This window comes from Mesorhizobium sp. M0030 (genome assembly GCF_040323695.1).
GTDB lineage: Bacteria > Pseudomonadota > Alphaproteobacteria > Rhizobiales > Rhizobiaceae > Mesorhizobium.
On record NZ_JAMYVE010000008.1, the window covers coordinates 85559 to 104047 of the forward strand.

An 18489-nucleotide genomic window follows, 5' to 3' on the forward strand; every position below is an offset into this window, starting at 1 on the left:
AGCGACGTATTGGATTTTGAGATTTGGTTTTAAGAATACCGGGGAGGCTTGAAAATGCACGAGATCCTGCAGCCGGAGGGCTGGGCGAAACCGGTCGGCTACGCCAACGGCATTGCCGCGCGCGGCAGGCTCGTCTTCGTCGGCGGACAGGTCGGCTGGAACGGGCAGTGCCAGTTCGAGACCGACGATTTCGCCGGCCAGGTGCGGCAGACGCTGCAAAACATCGTCGCCGTGCTGGCGGAAGCCGGCGCGGAGCCACGGCACATCACCGCGATGACCTGGTATTTCACCGACAAGGCCGAATATCTCGGCAATCTCAAGGGTATAGGCGAGGCCTATCGCGAGGTGATCGGCCGGCATTTCCCAGCGATGGCCGCCATGCAGGTGGTGGCGCTGGTGGAAGATCGCGCCAAGATCGAAATTCAGGCAACCGCCGTCATTCCGGATTAACGAATTCGTTATTCCCGGATTGATCAGCAGCGCAGCCCCGCCCGCTTCAGCAGCGGAAATACGTGGTCGCAGAAATAGGGCAGTTCCTGGGTGTAGTTGACGAACGACAGCGCGATGCCCTGGTAGCCATGCCCGGCTATTGCCGCCATCTCGGCGGCAATCGTCTCCGGCGTTCCAACCAGCGGGTAGGTGCCGGCGCCGCCGGCGAAACGCTGCCGGTAGCGGTCATAGGCATGCGGGTCATGCGACTGCGAGAACTCCTTCTTGCCTGCCATATGAGCATCGACCGCATCGTGGTCGACCAGATCGACGGCATAGCGCGTGTAGTAGGCCTGCGCCTCTTCCATGGTTGGACGGCAGACGACATGCGCCACCGTGTAGACGCCGACGTTGCGGCCAACCTTGTCGGCCCGCTCGCTGATGTCGGCGACATGCTTGCCGGCATCGCTCATTTCCGAAAAGGTCGTGAACAGATAATCGCATCGGGCGGCGGCGAAATCCCGGCCCGGGCCACCGAAAGCAGCGTTCATGGTCACCGGGCGTGGAACCTGCAGGCTCGCCGGCCGGCTCACCGCCTCCTTGAGGCGATAGTAGGTGCCTTCATAGTCCAGAGGCTGGTCCGAGGCGTAGAGCTTTTCCAGGATTTCGATCCATTCGGCGGCCTGGTCGTAGCCCTTCTCGACCAAAGGCGTGCCGAACATGCCGAATTCCTTCGGGTTCCAGCCGCAGACGATGTTCAGGCCGGCGCGGCCCTGGCTGATATGGTCGACAGTTGCCAGCGCCTTGGCGGCATAGAGCGGATGCACCAGCGGCACATGCACGGTCATGAACAGGCCGATCTGCTCGGTGGCCACCGCCAGGGCTGCTGCCCAGGTGAAGGTCTCGAACGACCATTCGCGCACCTTGTTGCGGCCGCCAAAGCCACGCCAGCGCGCGATCGGCAGCATAAATTCCAGCCCGGCGCGGTCGGCGATCTGCGCCGCCGTCAGATTGTCCTGCCAGCTTGCCGTCCAGCGTTCCGGCACATCGGTGATGGCCAGACCGCCATCGGCATTGGTCGAAAAGACGCCGAGCTTCAGTTTGTTCGAGCCGTGCAGGGGATGCGTTTTGATCATCATGGGAACTCGTGGCGGGAGACCGACACGCTAGGCCCGCGCAAAAATATTTCAAGCCTGAAATAGCTTCGCCTCGCCGCCGATTGCGGATATGAATTCGGAGGGGAAAAGGGGATGGATATGAGCGCGTTCCGTCAGAAGTGCATCGGCAAGACCAATCTCGTCGGCTCCTTCGCCGCTATTCCCCATCCCGTCGCCGTCGAAGTGATGGCGCTCACCGGCCTCGACTTCGTCTGCATCGACTGGGAACATGCCCAGATCGCGCGCGACACGATCGAAACCATGGTGCGCGCGGCCGACGTGCATCGCGTGCCGGCCATGGTGCGTGTTCCCGGTCATGCGCCGGAAGCTATCCAGGCGGCGCTCGACAGCGGCGCACAAGGCGTGCTCGTGCCGCGCGTCTCGACCGCTGCTCAGGCCGAGGCGGCGGTGAAAGCCTCGCGCTATCCGCCGCTGGGCGAGCGCGGCGTCGGGCCTGGCCGCGCGGCCGGCTATGGCTATCGCATTCCCGAATATCTGGCCGCGGCCAATGATAGGGTGGTCGTCGCGGTCCAGGTCGAGACATCGGAGGGGCTGGCCAACATCGAGGCGATCGCGGCCATAGACGGCATCGATGTGGTCTTCGTCGGCCCCGGCGATCTCTCCGTGTCGATCGATGCGATCGGGCCGAAAGGCGTGGACAAGCTCAATGAGGCGATCACAAGGATCATCCGCGCGACCGTCGCGCATGGCAGGACATCGGGTATATTTTGCGCCAGCCCACAGACGATCAGCCAGTGGGCCGCTATCGGCGCGAGCTTCTTCGTGCTGGCCAGCGATACGATGTTTCTTGGCGCCGGCGCTGCGGCCAACTGCACCGCTGCGCGCGCCGAGCTGCGGTAGACGGGCGGGATCGGGCAAAAACTTTTTAAGCTTAAAACTTTTTCCTTGAAAAGCGCAGCACATTGGATAGCATCCAAACTCGATGGCGACTGTCGTGCCGGTGGGGCTTGCCGGGCAGTCCGTCGCGGTGCTCCGGGTGGGAGGGGTTTCAGTCCTTGTCGTTCATACTGCCCCAGTCATCGTCCAGCGCGCGTTATGCTTTCGACGGCGTACGTGCCCAGATCCGTGACCTGCACACCGAAAACATTGCCAACCTTGCCGTGCGCGCCCGAGAACTGGGCGACGTGATCGCGCTCTGGTACGGCGAAGGCGACATGGTGACGCCCGCTTTCATCCGCGACGCGGCGAAGGCCGCCTTCGATGAAGGCCAGACGTTCTACGTCCCTAACATGCGTGGGCACCCCCTACTGAACGAGGCGCTGTCGGAATACCAAACGCGCATTCACGGCCGGACGATCCCGATTGCGCGCACCACGGTCACGCCCGGCGGCATGCAGGCGCTGTACCTGGCGCTGGAACTGCTGGTCGATACCGGCAGCAACGTCGTCTATGTCGCGCCGCAATGGCCCAACATCCACAACGCCATCCATCTGATCGGCGGCGAGCCAAGGCCGTTTTCGCTCGACTTCAAGGGCGACTGGCATCTCGATCTCGACCGGCTGTTCGCCACTTGCGATGCGCGCACACGCGCGATCTTCCTGTCGACGCCGTCCAACCCGACCGGCTGGACCGCGTCGCGCGAGGAGATGCAGGCGCTGCTCGACTTCAGCCGGCGCACCGGCATCTGGATCATCTCCGACGAGGTCTATGGCCGGCTCTATTTCGACGGCAATGTTGCTCCTTCCATCCTGCAGATCGCCGAGGATGGCGACCGGGTGCTGTCGGTCAACAGTTTTTCGAAGGCGTGGGCGATGACCGGCTGGCGCATCGGCTGGCTGACGCATCCGTCGGGGGTGGCCGACCAGCTTGGCGCCATGACGCAGTACATCAACAGCGGCACCGCCGCGCCTATCCAGGCAGGCGCTGTCGCCGCCATCCGCCAAGGCGAGCCGCTGGTCGAGGAGATCAGGCAGCGGATCAAAACCGGCCTCGACCTTGCCTATGACAGGCTGGCCCAGATTCCCGGCATCATCCTGCCGACGAAACCGCGCGGAGGCATGTATGCCTTCTTTGCCATGGACGGCGAAAGCGACGCCCGGCAGGCCTGCGCCAGGATACTGGAGACGGCGCGCGTCGGGCTGGCTCCCGGCCACCTCTTTGGAAATTCGGCAGCGGCCTTCCTGCGGATGTGCGTGTGCCGTGAACGCGACCAGATAGCGACCGCGCTCGAGCGCATGGTCGCCGCCATAAATTGACGCCCCGCTGGGAGGTGGGACGGCAACAAACCGTGCGGGAGCAAACCCGCCCGATCACAACCAGAGGGAACACAAAATGAGCTTCACTCGTCGCAACCTGCTTCTTCTCGCCGCCACGATCGGCATCGCTGCCGGCCCGGCCACCGCCTTTGCCGCCGATGTGCTCAATGTCGGCGCCTACCCGACCAATCCGCCCTTCGAATACAAGAACGAGAGCGGCACGTTCGAGGGCTTTGAAGTCGACATCGTCAACGAAGCGGCCAAGCGTGCCGGCATGACCACCGACATTGCCGACCTCGGCTTCCAGGCGCTGTTCGCGGCTGTCAGTTCCAACCGCATCGATGTCGCGATCTCCTCCATCACCATCACGCCGGAGCGACTGAAAACGCTGTCCTTCACCCAGCCCTATTATGACTCCGACATGGGCATTGCGACGAAGACCGATAGCGCTGTTAACACCGAGGCCGACCTCAAGGGCAAGATCGTCGGCGTGCTTTCAGGCTCGACCGGCGAGACCTGGGTCAAGGCGCATCAGGAGGCTGACGGCTACAGCGACGTGAAGGGCTATGACACGCAGCAGAATCTTCTGCTCGACCTCAGCGCGGGCCGCGTGGACGCCGCCGTCAGCGATATTCCGGGCATGGAATACTCCTTCACCAAGATGAAGGACCTGAAGGTCAAGCAGCGCATCAAGACCGGCGAACAGTACGGCCTGATGATGAGCAAGGACCATCCGCTGCTCGGCAAGCTGAACGACGCGCTGACCGCGATGAAGAAGGACGGAACGCTGGCCGCGATCCACAAGAAGTGGTTCGGCAGCGACGCGCCAGCCGATTCCTCGACGGTCAAGGAAATGCCGCTGCCCAAGGCCTGACCGGCAATGCACTTAAATCGTGCCGGCTCCCAGGCCGGCACGATTCATTTTACGCTCCGGCGCCTGCTGCCACACGGATAGCCTCATCGGAGGCAAGGTCGATTGGTTTTAACTTGAGCATCCTTTGCTCTGGGGTTCGGGAACGCTCCCATGTCGCTGATCGACACCTTCTTCAATCCTGACGTGATAATGTCCAGCCTGCCGGCGCTGTTGCGTGGCTTCCTGAACACGCTGCTGCTCGGCATTTTGAGTATCGGCATCGGCATTCCCATCGGCCTGGGGATCAGCCTGTTGCGGCTCTATGCGCCGAAGCCGCTGCGCTGGCTGGCGGTCGGCTACACCGACATCTTCCGCGCCCTGCCGGTGCTGGTGGTGCTGATCCTGATCTATTATGCGCTGCCCTTCCTCGGCATCCGTCTGTCGTCCTGGGCCTCCGCCGTGACGGCGTTCGCCATCATCATGTCGGCCTATTCAGCAGAAGTGTTCCGCTCCGGCATTGAGAGCATTCCGAAAGGCCAATTCGAGGCAGCACAGGCGCTCGGCCTGCCTTTCCTTTTGACCTTGCGCAAGGTGGTGCTGCCGCAGGCGATCCGCGTCGTCATCCCGCCGATGACCAGCAATTGCGTCTCGATGTTCAAGGACACGTCGCTCGCTTCCACCGTTGCGCTGCCTGAACTGTTGAAGGAAGCGACCAACGCGCAGTCGCTCTATGCCAATCCCTCGCCGCTGATCGGCGCCGCTTTGGTCTATCTCATCTTCCTCTGGCCGATGGTCCGCCTCGTCAGCCTGCTCGAAGACCGCTTCAAGACCGAGAAGACGCGCTGACCTCATCAACCGTCCCGCTTCCCAAGCCATTCGCAGGAGATACAGTTGAGCAATTCCCAAGCCGCCGGCGGCTTTCCGGTCGACACCATCCGCGCCATGTTTCCGGCCTTGCAGCGCGCCGGTGATTTCATCTTCATGGACAACGCCGCCGGCGCGCAGATCCCGCAGAGCGTGCTCGACGCGGTGACCAATCACCTGGTCTCGCACAATGTGCAGCGTGGTGGTCGCTATGGGCGCTCGGTCACGGTCGACCAATCGGTTGCGGATGCTCGAACGAGCGTGGCCTTGCTGATCAACGCCTACAGTCCGTCGGAAATCTGCTTCGGCATGAACGCCACCTCGTTCATTCGCCTGGTCAGCCTCGGCATCGGCCAGATGCTGGCCAAGGACACAGAGCGCGACGAGATCGTCATCACCGATATGGACCACGACGCCAACATCGCCACGTGGCTGGCGCTGGAGCCCGCCGGAGCCAAGTTCAAATGGTGGCGCATGCGCGAGGACGGCAACCTGCATGTCGACGACCTCAAGCCGCTGGTTTCCGATCGCACCCGTCTCGTCGCCTGCACGGTGACCGCGCATTCGATCGGCTCGATCGTCGACGTCGCTTCGGTGGCCGCGATCGCGCATGCGGCCGGCGCCGAAGTGTTCCTTGACTGCGTGCATTACGGACCGCACGGGCTGATCGACGTGCGGGCCTGGGACTGTGATTATCTCGTCTGCTCCGGCTACAAGAATTTCTCGCCGCATATGGGCTTTCTGTGGGGCCGCTTCGAAACGCTGAAGCGGCTGCCGACCTTCCGCGAGGATTTCATCCCCGACGAGCCGCCTTACAAGGTCGAGGCAGGCACCTTCATCTACGAGAACGTCTCAGGCATGGATGCCGCAGTGCAGTACCTGGAACTGATCGGCCGCAATCTGGCGCCCTCCAACAACCGCTCGCGGCGCGACAACATCGTTGCCGGCATGGGCGCCATCCGCGATTACGAAGTGCTCCTGGCGCGTGAGATGCTCGCCGTGCTCAAGGGATGCAATGCCACGATCTACGGCGTCGCCGAGGAAGCCCGCATCAACGAACGCGTGCCGACATTCTGCTTCAACATCGGCAAGCTGTCGCCGCAGCGGATCGTCGAGGAAATGGCTGACATGCAGATCGGCATCCGCGACGGCCATATGTATGCGCCCCGGCTGATGAAGCGTCTCAACCTGTCGATGGACAGCGGCGCCATCCGCGCCTCGCTGGTTCATTACAACACGGTCGACGAGGTCAGGCGTTTCGGCGAAGCCCTGCGCGCCGTCATCGCCAAGCTGTCTTAGCTCGATCGTCAGATGTCTCCGGCGTGGAACATCGGCCCGCCCTTGTGGGCCGGGAAGCCATAGCCGTTGATCATCACCAGATCGATGTCGGAGGCACGCGCCGCGATGCCTTCGGCCAGCAGTGCCTTGCCCTCTTCGGCCATTGCCGCCAGTAAGCGCGTGACGATCTCATCGGACGAAAAGCGGCGCGGCACGATGCCGTTGGCCGCTCGCACGGCCTCGATCAGCGCCGTTACTTGCGGGTCGCTCCTGCGTTCGCCGTCCGAATAATCGTACCAGCCGCGCCCGGTCTTGCGGCCGAAGCGGCCGGCCTCGCACAGCCGGTCGGCGATTTCGACATAACGTGCTTGCGGATCGCGCATCGCCGCCTGTCGCTTGCGCCGCGCCCAGGCTATCTCCAGCCCAGCCATATCGTTGACCGCGAAGATCCCCATCGGGAAGCCCCAGGCCTCCAGCGCGGCATCCACCTCATCGGGTGCTGCGCCATCCTCCACCATGAACTCCGCCTCGCGGCGGTAGGCGGAATAGATGCGGTTGCCGATGAAACCCTCGGTAACGCCGCACACGACAGGCAGCTTGCCGAGCTTCCTGACGAAGGCGATCGCCGAGGCGAGCACATCGGGCGCCGTCGCCGCGCAATCCACCACTTCGGTGAACCGCATGACGTTGGCCGGGGAGAAAAAATGCAGGCCGACGATCCGTTCGGGCCGGGCGGTTGCAGAGGCGATCTCGTCGGGGTTGAGGTAGCTGGTGTTGGTCGCAAGGATGGCGTCGGGGCGGACGATACGTTCGAGCTTCCGGAAGAGTTCGGTTTTTACCGCGAGATCGTCGAACACTGCCTCGATGACCAGATCGGCCTGCACCAGCCTGCCGGCGTCGCTGGCCGCTTCAAACCGGCTCAGCGCCTCCCTGCGCGCATGATCGGTGAGACGGCCGGATTGGACCGACTTGTCGAGAAGCCCGGCGATACGCTCGTATCCTTTTGCCGCGGCGTCGTCGTTCTGCTCGATGCCGATTACGCGATAGCCGGCATTCAAGGCCGAGACCGCGATGCCTGCACCCATCAGGCCGGTTCCGACGATACCGACGGTCTCGACCTTGCGAGGCGTGACACCCTCCAGCTTGTCGACTTTGCTGGCTTGCCTCTCGGCAAAGAAGACGTGGCGCAACGCTGCCGCTTCGCGAGAATCCCGGAGGCGCAGGAAGGTCGCGCGTTCGTCCGCAAGACCGTCCTCAAGTTTGGCCATGGACGCAGCCTGGACCAATCTCACGGCTTCTGCAGGCGCGATCTGTCCACGGCTGCGGGAAAGCACCTTTCTTGCGGCTGCCGCTTCGGCTTCGGGTTGCGAGCGTGGGACGGAAAGCGCACCCGTGCGCCGCAACGGTTGGCCAACGAGACGGCGGGCGACATCGAGCGCGCCTTCGGGAAGATCGTCGGCAATGGTATCGATCAGACCGAGAGCGAGCGCTTCGTCGGCATTTGCGGGCCGACCCGTGCCGATCAGGTCAATTGCGGCGACCGTGCCGATGAGGCGGGGCAGGCGTTGGGTTCCGCCGGCCCCAGGCACTAACCCGAGCTTGACCTCGGGCAGGCCGAAGCTGGCCGCCTTGCTGGCCACCCGGTAGTGGCAGGCCAGCGCAATCTCGCAGCCGCCGCCGAGCGCCGCGCCGCCAACTGTCGCGACGACCGGTTTCGCGAAGCTCTCGATCGCTTCGATCACTTCAGGCAGTGTGGGCTCGATAGCGGGCTTGCCGAATTCCTTGATATCGGCGCCACCGATGAAGGTGCGCCCAATGGCGGTCAGCACCACGGCAGACACTTCATCCGACGCCGCACGCCCAAGCGCAGCCATCAGTCCGGCCCTGACATGGAAGGACAGCGCGTTGACCGGCGGATTTTCGATTGTGACGACGAGAACGCCATCGACGATCTTGCCTGTGACACTCTCGGAAAATCGTGCTGTGTTCATGGAGTTTTATCCCGGAACGACGGCAAATCTTCCTCCTCCTTCTGCTCTCCGCCAAATGCCGGTGTCCCGGCTCGGACGGATGAAGCGCCATGGATCTTCAAAATAATTTCAAGCTTAAAATAATTAGAATTCGAAAAACTTCAAGCCTACCGGAGTCGACTGCAAAAGGCGTCGCTACCACGACGGTGATCGGTCAGACTTGACGGTTGCACTGCGGTGCCGGGTCAAGGCGAGTTTGTGGAAACCTTCGGCAGCAGGGCTTTGAAATAGTCGATCGTCTGTTGCAGCCCGGCTTCCAAAGTCACCGTCGGCTCCCAGCCGACAAGCCTTTTGGCAAGGGTGATATCGGGCTGGCGGTGCCGCGGATCGTCTTGCGGAAGATCGCGGTAAATTATATCCGAACCTGATCCGGTCATCTGCGTCGTCAGTTCGGCCAAGCGCCTGATCGTTACTTCCCTTGGATTGCCGATGTTTACTGGACCGGTCACCTCCGGCCCCGTATCCATGAGGCGCAGCATGCCGCTCACCAGGTCGTCGACGTAGCAAAACGACCTTGTCTGTGAGCCGTCGCCGAAAATGGTTATCGGTTCACCACGAAGCGCCTGCACGATGAAATTTGAGACAACCCTGCCGTCTGCCGGGTGCATGCGCGGCCCGAACGTATTGAAAATCCGCGCGACCTTGACCCACAAGCCATGTTGTCGGTGATAGTCGAAGAACAGCGTTTCGGCGCAGCGTTTGCCTTCATCGTAGCATGAGCGCGGCCCGATCGGGTTTACATTGCCCCAGTAACTCTCGGGCTGCGGATGCACAGACGCGTCACCATAGACCTCACTGGTGGAGGCCTGAAAGACTTTGCATTTCAGCCGCTTTGCCAGTCCAAGAACATTGATGGCGCCGTGCACGGCGGTCTTGATCGTCTGAACCGGGTCGTACTGGTAGTGAACAGGCGAGGCCGGACACGCCAGGTTGTAAATCTCATCGACTTCGACGTAGAGCGGAAAGGTCACGTCATGGCGCATGAATTCGAAGCGGGGATGCTTGGCCAAATGGTCGATATTGCGCTTTGATCCGGTGAAAAGGTTGTCGACACACAAGATTTCGTCGCCTCGTTCCAACAGGCGGTCAATAAGATGCGAGCCGATAAACCCTGCGCCCCCGGTAACGAGAATGCGTCTGCGGCTGTCATAGAGTCTGGCCAATTTCTGCTCCCAGGCAAATGCTGATCGACCAGATATCGGTCGCCACACGCAGGATACGACGTGTCCGCAGCCAATGCACAAGGACCAAACTGAAATTTCGCAGATCCGCTCGGTGCCGATGCGAATTCCGATCCGGGCATTTGGTTTGATCAGAAGGCACGATTGAGGCCGATAGTGGCCTATGGATTGGCAGCAGAGAATATCAGCCCTGTCGTCAGGGCCGCCGCTGCGTAGGTGGCCGGCAGAACCTGACGGTTCACCCCAATCCGCAGCAGAGAGTGGCTCGAAACCCGGTCCTGCTGGATTTTATCCACAACATCGATGGCATCGGCGGATGGCAACATGAAACATGGCAACGACCATTTTTCATGAGACATTCCTCTTCGCGATAGAGCATCGTTGAATTGGCCAACAGGCTGCCATACAAGCACGTCGGCTCAACAGGTGGCTCGAGGAACCCCACGGATGTCCGAACGCATTGCAGTTATCGGCCTGGGTTATGTCGGCCTGCCGGTAGCCATCGCCTTCGGGAAGGTTTTCCCCGGCACCATAGCTTTTGACATCAGCGAGCGTCGGATCGGGGAATTGCGTGGCGGCGTCGATCGTACGGGAGAAGTTGATGCAACGGCGCTCAAGGAGACCTCGATAGGGCTGACCACCGACCGGGAGATGTTGAAAGGCGCTACTTTCTTCATCGTTGCCGTGCCAACCCCTATCGACGCAAATCGCGCTCCCGATCTAGCTTCTTTGAAACTGGCGTCCGAACTCGTCGGCGAGGCGGTGAGCAAAGGCGCCGTCGTCGTTTTTGAGTCGACAGTCTATCCAGGTGTGACCGAAGATTTCTGTGGGCCGATCATCGAGCAGGTTTCCGGCCTGCGACATCCCCGCGACTTTGCCCTCGGCTATTCGCCCGAACGCGCCAACCCCGGCGATCGGGAACACTCGCTGCAAAAGATCGTCAAAGTCGTCTCCGGCGAGAATAACGAGACGCTGGAGCGCGTCGCGAACGTTTATGGCCGTATCATCGATGCCGGCGTCTACCGCGCCCCGTCGATCAAGGTGGCCGAGGCAGCGAAGGTTATCGAGAACACCCAGCGCGATCTGAACATCGCGCTGATGAACGAACTGGCAATGATCTTCGAGCGGCTCGATATCCGGACGCAGGATGTTCTTGATGCTGCGTCGACGAAATGGAACTTCCTTCCCTTCAAACCGGGGTTCGTCGGCGGCCACTGCATCAGCGTCGATCCATATTATTTGACCGCCAAGGCCGAGGCCGAAGGTTACCATCCGCAGATCATCCTCGCCGGACGTCGCATCAATGACGGCATGGGGGCCTTCGTCGCCCAGCAGGTTGTCAAACGGCTGATTGGTTCTGACACGCCCGTCAAAGGGGCTTCTGTCGGCATTCTCGGGCTGACATTCAAGGAGGACGTGCCGGATTTGCGCAACAGCCGCGTTTTCGACATGGTCAAGGAACTAAGGCAGTTCGGAATTGTCCCCAAAGTCCATGATCCCCTTGCCGATGTCGAAACCGCTCGGCGTGATCACGGCGAAACAATCCTGCCGCTCGATGAGATAAACGATTTGCAGGCGCTTGTTCTGGCGGTGCCTCACAGGCAATATCTCACCAACGAAAGAGTGCGTCTTTTTCAAATGATCAGGCCGGGGGGGACACTGTTCGATGTCAAGTCGGCCATCAAGCCCAATGAAGTTCCCGACAACATAAAATACTGGAGCTTGTAAAGCTCGCCTGAAATTAACGCTAGGATATGCAGTGACATCAAGCAGGCCGATACTGATCACCGGCGCAGCCGGGTTCATAGGGTTTCATCTTTGCCTGAGGCTGCTTGCCGAAGGACGCCAGGTTATCGGCCTCGACTCCATGAACGAGTATTATGACGTCAGCCTGAAGCAGGCTCGTCTCGAGCGGCTGAAAGCGTTTTCGAATTTTTGTTTCGAGCATGCCGATCTCACGGAGCGGGACCGTATTTCGGAGCTCTTCCTTTCGGCCGCGCCGGAGGTTGTCGTCAATCTCGCGGCGCAAGCCGGCGTACGCTATTCGATCAGCAATCCGCACGCCTATGTGGAAAGCAACCTCAGCGGCTTTGTCAACATCCTGGAAGGATGCCGGCAGGCCTCCGTCGGCCATCTGGTGTATGCATCGTCGAGTTCGATTTATGGCGGCAGCACCCGCATGCCGTTTTCCGTGCACGATCCGGCGGACCATCCGCTCAGCCTTTACGCCGCAAGCAAGAAGGCGAACGAGCTGATGGCGCACACATACAGCCATCTGTTTGGACTGCCGACCACCGGGCTGCGTTTTTTCACCGTCTATGGTCCGTGGGGGCGGCCGGACATGGCGCTGTTCATCTTCGCCAAGGCTATCCTCGCCGGCGAGCCGATCGAGGTCTTCAATTATGGCAACATGCAGCGGGATTTCACCTATATCGACGACATTGTCGAAGGTATTATCCGCGTCATGCAGCAACCCGCGACACCCAATCCTGAGTGGAAAAGTGTCGCGCCAGACCCAGCGACCAGCAACGCCCCGTTCAGGATTCACAACATCGGCGGCAATTCGCCCGTTCAACTGAACCGATTGATCGAGGTGCTCGAAGACGCGCTGGGACGCAAGGCAAACCGCAACCTCAGGCCACTTCAGCCAGGCGACGTTCCGGCAACTTTCGCCAATGTCAGCTCGCTCGAGGAGGCGACCGGCTTCAAGCCCAAAATCCCGATCGAAATAGGGGTTCCGCGCTTTGTCGAATGGTACCGGGAGTTCTACCGAGCATGATCGGACGCTTCGCCACCTGGAGGCGGCTGGCTCCTGACCAGCCATGGCTGGCGCATGCCGCTCGGAAAACTCAATAAGCCGCAGCCGAACTGGGTGTTGCCTGAAGGCGGTCAATATCTTTCCGGGGCGGCGCACCGAACAGGCGACGATATTCTCGGCTGAACTGCGAAGGGCTGTCATAGCCCACCGCGAACCCGGCCGTGCCTGCGTTTGCGCCGCCGGCAAGCATAATCCTTCGCGCCTCCTGCAGGCGCAGCTGCTTCTGGTATTCGAGCGGGGTCATGCGCGTAATCGCCTTGAAATGGGCATGAAGGGACGACGCGCTCATGCCTGATGCCGCCGCAATCTCTTCGATGCGCAGTTGTGCCTGGAAATGATTGCGGATCGTGGCGATGGCGCGGCTGACCTGGTTCAGGTGGCTGTCCACCGACGCCATCTGGCGAAGCGTGTCACCGTGCGGTCCGGTGAGGAGCCGGTAAAGGATTTCGCGTTCGATCAGCGGCGCCAGCACGGTGACGCTCTCGGGGCGATCGAGCAGCCTGACAAGCCGACAGGCGGCATCAATCAGGTCGGGGTCACTTGGATAGGCAGCTAACACCGGCAGATCCCTGCTGGGGGATGCACGTCCTTCTTTCACAAGCAGTTCGGCCAGCGCGGTGGAATCAAAATCTATCTTGCAACAGAGGTAGGGCGCCGCCGGGCTCGCCTCCAACACATGCCCGACCAGCGGCAGGTCGACCGAGACGAGCAGGTAGCTCGATGCGTCATAGACCACGCTCTGGTCGGCCAGCGAGACGCGCTTCGATCCTTGGGCGATTATGCAAAGCGACGCCTCGTAGACCGCAGGCACGGGTGCACTGGGCTGGTTGGCGCGAATGAGCGACAGCCGCGGCACCGCAGTGCCGGCCATGCCAGATTTCGGCGCAAAGCGGGTGATCAGCTCGGCGAGTTCATTGATTTTCTCCATGCCGCATAAATCTTCATGGCGCGAAATGTTGCAAGGCATTTCGAGTTCATTTGGAGGATCGTGCAAACTCTTTGGACGATCACGCTACCGGCCTTTGCCGGTTCGCGCCATCTATCTCCCCGTCACCGCAGCGAAAAAGGAACGATCATGACGGGACTTAAAGACAAGGTTGTACTCATCACCGGCGCCTCCAGCGGCATCGGCGAAGCGACGGTTCGGGAACTTGCCGGTGCCGGCGCCAGACTGTTCATCGGGGCCCGCCGCACCGAGCGGCTCAAGGCGCTGGCCGCAGAAATAGGCAAAGGCGTCGCGTGGCGCGAACTCGACGTGACTGACGCGGCGAATTTCGACGCCTTTGCCGATGCCGCTCATGCCGAATTCGGGCAGATCGATGTGCTGGTCAACAATGCCGGCGTCATGCCGCTGTCGCCGCTTGCCGCGCTGAAGCGCGATGAGTGGTCTCGCATGATCAATGTCAACATCGGCGGCGTGCTGAACGGGATCGCCGCGGTGCTGCCGCGCTTCGTCGCCCAGAAGAATGGGCATATCGTCAATGTCGCCTCGGTCGGCGCGCATATCGTGCTGCCCACCGCGGCGGTCTATTGCGGCACGAAATATGCCGTCTGGGCAATCACGGAGGGGCTGCGGCAGGAGCATGACGACATCCGCGCCACGATCATCTCCCCCGGAGTGACCGCAACCGAACTGGGCGACGATATCAGCGATCCTCAGGTCGCCACGGCTCTGAAAGAATGGCGGCAGAAGTCGCTCACACCGGACGCCATTGCACGGGCGATCCGTTTTGCGCTTGATCAACCCGATGGCGTCGACGTCAACGAAGTGATCGTGCGGCCAACCGCCGCCAATATGTAGAACTTGCTGCCGGATGCCGGCTTTCGGCGAGCTACGGCGCTCTCCAAGATCCGGCAAACGGCCCACCCCTTAATGCACCACCGCCCTCAGCCTCTGGCGCAACTCCCGCGGGCCACATCGTACCGGCTCTCGAACGCGCGCGAAAAATGCGCACTCGAATTGAACCCGCAGGCAAAGGCGATTTCCGAGATCGTGGGCGACGCGCGGGCGGGCGACAACAATTCTTCCTTGCTGCGCTCCAGCCGCCTGTCCCAGACGAAGCGTTCCGGTCTCGCGGCAAGGCCGGTGCGCCGCTGGGAACTTAACCCGCTAATCATCTCCCCTGCGACGGTAGAGATGTCAGGCTTCGCCGGCCAGGCGCGCTGAAATCAGCCGCGCCGCCTGGATCACCGCTTCGCCCTGGCTGGCTGCCATGCTGTCATCGGCGCGAGACACAGGCGAGGCCACCGCGAGCGCACCGAGAGGACGCCCATCGGAGCCGAGGATTGCCGCGGCTATGCTGTGCACGCCTTCTTCATAGCCTTGGGAGCTCGAGGAATAGCCGCGCTTGGCGGCAAGCCGGATCGCCTTCATCAGCCTTTCGGGCTGCGTCACCGTGTGTGGCGTGAAGGTCGGCAACGGCTTGTCGACATAGGCCTCGGCCGCTTCCCGAGGCGAAGCGGCGAGAAAGGCGATGCCGGAGGCGGTGCCGTGCAAGGGCAGCACCTGGCCGACATCGACATTGACCCGGTTGGCCTTTGCCGACAGCTCGACATGGACCGTCAGCAGTGCGCCGGCGCTGAATTCCGACAGATGCACCGTTTCGCCGGTTTCCAGCGCCAGCTCGCGAACCACAGGTGCTGCCACGCGCACGAAGGGAAAATGCGCGTCGCGAAACCGGGCCAGCCGCGACAGGCCGGCGCCGAGCCGGTAGCGGCGGCTTGCCGGCTCTTGTTCGATCAGGCGGTGGTCGGCCAGCGCCATCAGCAGGCGCCGCGCCGTCGCCTTGTCGAGGCCGGTTTTGCGGGCGAGCTCGGACAGGCCGATCTCCGGTTCGCCGAGCGTGAACTGTTCCAACAGCGATATCGCTTTGCCGACTGTGCTCATCGTGCGTCCTCAAGATACTTCGCATGGGACGGAAGCCAATCCACCTTGCAGTCCGCTCATAGCACATAAAATGGTGGTTCAAATAACGAACCGTTTGGAAGCGACAAAAAACACCAGCAAGTTTCGCGGCGACATCAATCTCGATGCGCCGCGCCGTGCGCGGGGTGATGCTGCGCGGCAACACCTATCAACAGGTGGATCAACTCGGCGGCGCTGCGCCTGGCCGGCGTGTCGGCCCAAACGCCTGATCCTGGCCGGCGCGGAAGCTTCAACTCTGCCCCAGCTGCGCGCGGCGCCAGGCGGCGGGCGCCTGGCCAACCCGCTCCCGGAAGAAGCGTGAGAAATAGGCCGGATCTTCGAAGCCGATTTCGTAGGCGATGTCCTCGACGGTGCGCACGGTGAACAGCAGCAACCGCTTGGCCTCCAGCAACCGTCGCTCGCCCATGAGCCGCTTGACGCCGCTGCCAAGCACCGTATGGGCGGCCTTGTCGAGAAGATGCGGTGTCGTGGCCAGCGCCCCGACGTAGCGGTCGACGGGCCAGTTGTCGCGGAAATGCGCATCGACCAGACGGCGCAAGCCGCGCGCCAATGCAGCATCGGAAGAACCGGTGGCATCCTTCACCTCGGGACCAAGGCGCGCGATGTGCGAGAGCGCGACGGCGATCAGCGCCGGCAGGGTCTTGTCACTGCCGGCCTGCGCCTCGGCATATTCGGCGGCGATCATCTCCAGCACCGCCGCCAGCCTTTTCCACGCGACGTGCTGAGGAAGGCTATCGGCAAAGACCGGCCGGTCCAATGGCAGCAGGCTGTGAGCGGCTATTGCCGCAAGCGCATCATCGGCGACCGAAACGACGATGGCGTCGGTGCCGGGCCCGATCGAGAAGCCATGCACGATGGTGCTCGGCACGAAGCTGACGGCCGGTGCCGAAAAGTCCCAGGATTGGTCTTCGATGCGGTAGGTGCCGGAGCCGCTGGTCCAGTAGGTGATCTGGCCCATTTGCGGATGCTTGTGCGCGGCAACCTGGCCGAGATGAATGTTGCTGCGCGCAAGCACCGTCTCGACATGCAGGAAGCCGACATCGAGCGGCCGCACCGGCTCGCCATAGACAAAGAAATCAGGAATGGAATTGAGGCTCATTGCGCCGGAAAAAGTCCAATCGGTTTTGCCGTTACGTCCTAACCGATCCTTGCCAGGAGCGCTAGAGTTGATGCCATAAGTGGAGGAACATCATGCGATCGGAAGACTTTCGTGCCGACAATGGGCGCCCGTTCACCGGGGCCGAGTATCTGGAGAGCTTGCGCGACGGCCGCGAGGTCTACATCAACGGCGAGCGCATTGCCGATGTCACCACCCATCCGGCGATGCGCAATTCGGCGCGGTCGCTGGCGCGCCTCTATGATGCGCTGCACGATCCCAAGCGGCAGGGCACGCTGACCTCGCCTACCGATACCGCTTCGGGCGGCTACACCCACAAATATTTCCGCGTCGCCAAATCCTCCGGCGAACTCGCGGCCCAGCAGACCGCGATCGCCGAGTGGTCACGCATGTCCTATGGCTGGATGGGCCGCACGCCCGATTACAAGGCGGCACTGATGAACACGCTCGGCGCCAATGCCGACTGGTACGGCCCGTTCAAGGACAATGCGCTCGCCTGGCACAAGCGTGCGCAGGAAGCCGTGCTGTTCATGAACCACGCCATCGTCAACCCGCCGATCGACCGCCACAAGCCGGCCGAACAGGTGAAGGATGTCTTCGTCCACATCACCAAGGAGACCGACGCCGGCATCTATGTCTCCGGCGCCAAGGTGGTGGCGACGTCCTCGGCGCTGACCCACTACAATTTCCTGGCGCAGAGTTCGGCGACGGTCACCGAAGATCCGTCGCTGTCGGTCATGTTCATCGTGCCGATGAATGCGCCGGGGGTAAAGATGTTCTGCCGCGTCTCCTATGAGCAGACGGCCAACACGGCGGCGGCTCCGTTCGACTATCCGTTGTCGTCGCGCTTCGACGAGAACGATGCCATCCTGGTGCTCGACAATGTCTTCATCCCCTGGGAGGACGTGCTGGTGCTGCGCGAGGCGCAGAAAATCCTGTCCTTCCATCCGGCTTCGGGCTTCATGCATGGCTATTGCTTCCAGGGCTGCACACGCTTTGCCGTCAAGCTCGACTTCCTCGCCGGCCTGCTGGCAAAGGCGCTGCGCGCCACCGGCGGAGATGCCTTCCGAGGCAACCAGGCGGCGCTGGGCGAGGTCATCGCGCTCAGGCACATGTTCTGGAGCTTTTCCAACGCCATGGCTTATAATCCGATCCCCTGGGCGAATGGCGCTGTCCTGCCCAACCTGGAAGCAGCCCTTGCCTACCGGACTTTCATGTCGGAAGCCTACCCGCGCGTCATCGACACGGTGCGCCGGGTGATCGCCTCCGGCTTGATCTACCTGCCGTCATCGGTGCGCGACTTCAACAATCCCGAGATCGACAAATACCTCGCGCAATATGTGCGCGGTTCCAACGACATGGGCCATGTCGAGCGCATCAAGATCATGAAACTGTTGTGGGACGCGACCGGCACCGAGTTCGGCGGCCGCCACGCGCTCTACGAACTCAACTATGCCGGTGCGCCGGAAGAGGTGCGGCTGCAGGTGCTGAAGGGCGCCGAACGCGGCGGCCGGCTGAAGGCCATGGAAGAACTGGTCGACACCTGCATGGCCGACTATGACGAGAACGGCTGGACGGGAGATACCTGGCTCAATCCGCTCGCTTCTACGGCCGGGTGAT

Annotated in this window: 18 protein-coding genes; 10 read left to right on the forward strand and 8 right to left on the reverse strand. The window is 61.9% G+C overall.

Annotation, left to right across the window (positions count from 1 at the left end):
* Nucleotides 1-54 precede the first annotated feature (54 nt).
* The gene (locus NKJ80_RS17460; protein WP_023667806.1) at nt 55-450 is read left to right on the forward strand and encodes a RidA family protein; all 396 of its coding nucleotides are present in this window, start codon (nt 55-57) and stop codon (nt 448-450) included.
* A gap of 23 nt (nt 451-473) precedes the next feature.
* Here the strand turns inward: NKJ80_RS17460 and NKJ80_RS17465 are convergent, their stop codons facing one another.
* Nucleotides 474-1565 (reverse strand): LLM class flavin-dependent oxidoreductase, encoded by a 1092-nt coding sequence (locus NKJ80_RS17465; protein WP_286460991.1) that lies wholly within the window; start codon nt 1563-1565, stop codon nt 474-476.
* A 120-nt stretch (nt 1566-1685) separates the two neighbouring features.
* Between NKJ80_RS17465 and NKJ80_RS17470 the strand changes: the two genes are divergently transcribed.
* The 5 genes from NKJ80_RS17470 (at nt 1686) to NKJ80_RS17490 (ending at nt 6818) form a co-directional block, all read left to right on the forward strand.
* Entirely contained in the window at nt 1686-2447 is a 762-nt protein-coding gene (locus NKJ80_RS17470; RefSeq protein ID WP_023686922.1) for an HpcH/HpaI aldolase family protein, read from the forward strand.
* Nucleotides 2448-2602: 155 nt separating this feature from the next.
* Nucleotides 2603-3802: a pyridoxal phosphate-dependent aminotransferase gene (locus NKJ80_RS17475; RefSeq protein ID WP_023745664.1), complete on the forward strand. Its 1200-nt coding sequence runs from the start codon at nt 2603-2605 to the stop codon at nt 3800-3802.
* 76 nt (nt 3803-3878) lie between these two features.
* Nucleotides 3879-4676: an ABC transporter substrate-binding protein gene (locus tag NKJ80_RS17480; protein WP_023682726.1), complete on the forward strand. Its 798-nt coding sequence runs from the start codon at nt 3879-3881 to the stop codon at nt 4674-4676.
* Nucleotides 4677-4826: 150 nt separating this feature from the next.
* Nucleotides 4827-5501 (forward strand): amino acid ABC transporter permease, encoded by a 675-nt coding sequence (locus tag NKJ80_RS17485; protein WP_023667812.1) that lies wholly within the window; start codon nt 4827-4829, stop codon nt 5499-5501.
* Between the two features lie 45 nt (nt 5502-5546).
* Nucleotides 5547-6818, forward strand: coding sequence for a cysteine desulfurase-like protein (locus tag NKJ80_RS17490; RefSeq protein WP_023748007.1), 1272 nt, complete (start codon nt 5547-5549; stop codon nt 6816-6818).
* 8 nt (nt 6819-6826) lie between these two features.
* Here the strand turns inward: NKJ80_RS17490 and NKJ80_RS17495 are convergent, their stop codons facing one another.
* From NKJ80_RS17495 to NKJ80_RS17505, 3 genes are all read right to left on the reverse strand, one after another.
* A complete protein-coding gene (locus NKJ80_RS17495) occupies nt 6827-8788 on the reverse strand; it encodes a 3-hydroxyacyl-CoA dehydrogenase NAD-binding domain-containing protein (protein WP_352498018.1) in 1962 nt (653 codons plus the stop codon).
* A 224-nt stretch (nt 8789-9012) separates the two neighbouring features.
* Nucleotides 9013-9990 carry a UDP-glucuronic acid decarboxylase family protein gene (locus NKJ80_RS17500; RefSeq protein ID WP_023667815.1) on the reverse strand — a complete coding sequence of 326 codons (978 nt, stop codon included), beginning with the start codon at nt 9988-9990 and terminating at the stop codon, nt 9013-9015.
* A gap of 179 nt (nt 9991-10169) precedes the next feature.
* Nucleotides 10170-10367: a hypothetical protein gene (locus NKJ80_RS17505; protein WP_352498019.1), complete on the reverse strand. Its 198-nt coding sequence runs from the start codon at nt 10365-10367 to the stop codon at nt 10170-10172.
* Between the two features lie 88 nt (nt 10368-10455).
* Here NKJ80_RS17505 and NKJ80_RS17510 point away from each other — a divergent pair, with 88 nt between their 5' ends.
* Nucleotides 10456-11736: a nucleotide sugar dehydrogenase gene (locus tag NKJ80_RS17510; protein WP_023823578.1), complete on the forward strand. Its 1281-nt coding sequence runs from the start codon at nt 10456-10458 to the stop codon at nt 11734-11736.
* A gap of 31 nt (nt 11737-11767) precedes the next feature.
* Nucleotides 11768-12787, forward strand: a complete 1020-nt coding sequence (locus tag NKJ80_RS17515) for an NAD-dependent epimerase (protein ID WP_023695199.1) — start codon at nt 11768-11770, stop codon at nt 12785-12787.
* Between the two features lie 70 nt (nt 12788-12857).
* Here the strand turns inward: NKJ80_RS17515 and NKJ80_RS17520 are convergent, their stop codons facing one another.
* Nucleotides 12858-13754 (reverse strand): AraC family transcriptional regulator, encoded by an 897-nt coding sequence (locus NKJ80_RS17520; protein ID WP_023667819.1) that lies wholly within the window; start codon nt 13752-13754, stop codon nt 12858-12860.
* A gap of 147 nt (nt 13755-13901) precedes the next feature.
* On the opposite strand from NKJ80_RS17520, the gene NKJ80_RS17525 reads away from it, so the two are divergent.
* Nucleotides 13902-14627 carry an SDR family oxidoreductase gene (locus NKJ80_RS17525; protein ID WP_023682721.1) on the forward strand — a complete coding sequence of 242 codons (726 nt, stop codon included), beginning with the start codon at nt 13902-13904 and terminating at the stop codon, nt 14625-14627.
* Between the two features lie 86 nt (nt 14628-14713).
* Here the strand turns inward: NKJ80_RS17525 and NKJ80_RS17530 are convergent, their stop codons facing one another.
* From NKJ80_RS17530 to NKJ80_RS17540, 3 genes are all read right to left on the reverse strand, one after another.
* On the reverse strand, nt 14714-14944 hold the full coding sequence (locus tag NKJ80_RS17530; protein ID WP_023708113.1) for a helix-turn-helix domain-containing protein: 231 nt from the start codon (nt 14942-14944) through the stop codon (nt 14714-14716).
* A gap of 22 nt (nt 14945-14966) precedes the next feature.
* Nucleotides 14967-15713, reverse strand: a complete 747-nt coding sequence (locus NKJ80_RS17535) for an IclR family transcriptional regulator (RefSeq protein ID WP_023667822.1) — start codon at nt 15711-15713, stop codon at nt 14967-14969.
* A gap of 268 nt (nt 15714-15981) precedes the next feature.
* A complete protein-coding gene (locus NKJ80_RS17540) occupies nt 15982-16851 on the reverse strand; it encodes a helix-turn-helix domain-containing protein (RefSeq protein ID WP_023699850.1) in 870 nt (289 codons plus the stop codon).
* Between the two features lie 92 nt (nt 16852-16943).
* Between NKJ80_RS17540 and NKJ80_RS17545 the strand changes: the two genes are divergently transcribed.
* On the forward strand, nt 16944-18488 hold the full coding sequence (locus NKJ80_RS17545; RefSeq protein WP_023825931.1) for a 4-hydroxyphenylacetate 3-hydroxylase N-terminal domain-containing protein: 1545 nt from the start codon (nt 16944-16946) through the stop codon (nt 18486-18488).
* Nucleotide 18489 lies beyond the last annotated feature (1 nt).

Bases quoted from the DNA above. Each gene is read 5' to 3' on its own strand.
- NKJ80_RS17495 (WP_352498018.1), bottom strand. From the start codon at position 8,788: ATGAACACAGCACGATTTTCCGAGAGTGTCACAGGCAAGATCGTCGAT.
- NKJ80_RS17540 (WP_023699850.1), bottom strand. From the start codon at position 16,851: ATGAGCCTCAATTCCATTCCTGATTTCTTTGTCTATGGCGAGCCGGTG.
- NKJ80_RS17510 (WP_023823578.1), top strand. From the start codon at position 10,456: ATGTCCGAACGCATTGCAGTTATCGGCCTGGGTTATGTCGGCCTGCCG.
- NKJ80_RS17505 (WP_352498019.1), bottom strand. From the start codon at position 10,367: ATGTCTCATGAAAAATGGTCGTTGCCATGTTTCATGTTGCCATCCGCC.
- NKJ80_RS17530 (WP_023708113.1), bottom strand. From the start codon at position 14,944: ATGATTAGCGGGTTAAGTTCCCAGCGGCGCACCGGCCTTGCCGCGAGA.
- NKJ80_RS17485 (WP_023667812.1), top strand. From the start codon at position 4,827: ATGTCGCTGATCGACACCTTCTTCAATCCTGACGTGATAATGTCCAGC.
- NKJ80_RS17520 (WP_023667819.1), bottom strand. From the start codon at position 13,754: ATGGAGAAAATCAATGAACTCGCCGAGCTGATCACCCGCTTTGCGCCG.
- NKJ80_RS17535 (WP_023667822.1), bottom strand. From the start codon at position 15,713: ATGAGCACAGTCGGCAAAGCGATATCGCTGTTGGAACAGTTCACGCTC.
- NKJ80_RS17525 (WP_023682721.1), top strand. From the start codon at position 13,902: ATGACGGGACTTAAAGACAAGGTTGTACTCATCACCGGCGCCTCCAGC.
- NKJ80_RS17480 (WP_023682726.1), top strand. From the start codon at position 3,879: ATGAGCTTCACTCGTCGCAACCTGCTTCTTCTCGCCGCCACGATCGGC.
- NKJ80_RS17460 (WP_023667806.1), top strand. From the start codon at position 55: ATGCACGAGATCCTGCAGCCGGAGGGCTGGGCGAAACCGGTCGGCTAC.
- NKJ80_RS17470 (WP_023686922.1), top strand. From the start codon at position 1,686: ATGAGCGCGTTCCGTCAGAAGTGCATCGGCAAGACCAATCTCGTCGGC.
- NKJ80_RS17465 (WP_286460991.1), bottom strand. From the start codon at position 1,565: ATGATCAAAACGCATCCCCTGCACGGCTCGAACAAACTGAAGCTCGGC.
- NKJ80_RS17545 (WP_023825931.1), top strand. From the start codon at position 16,944: ATGCGATCGGAAGACTTTCGTGCCGACAATGGGCGCCCGTTCACCGGG.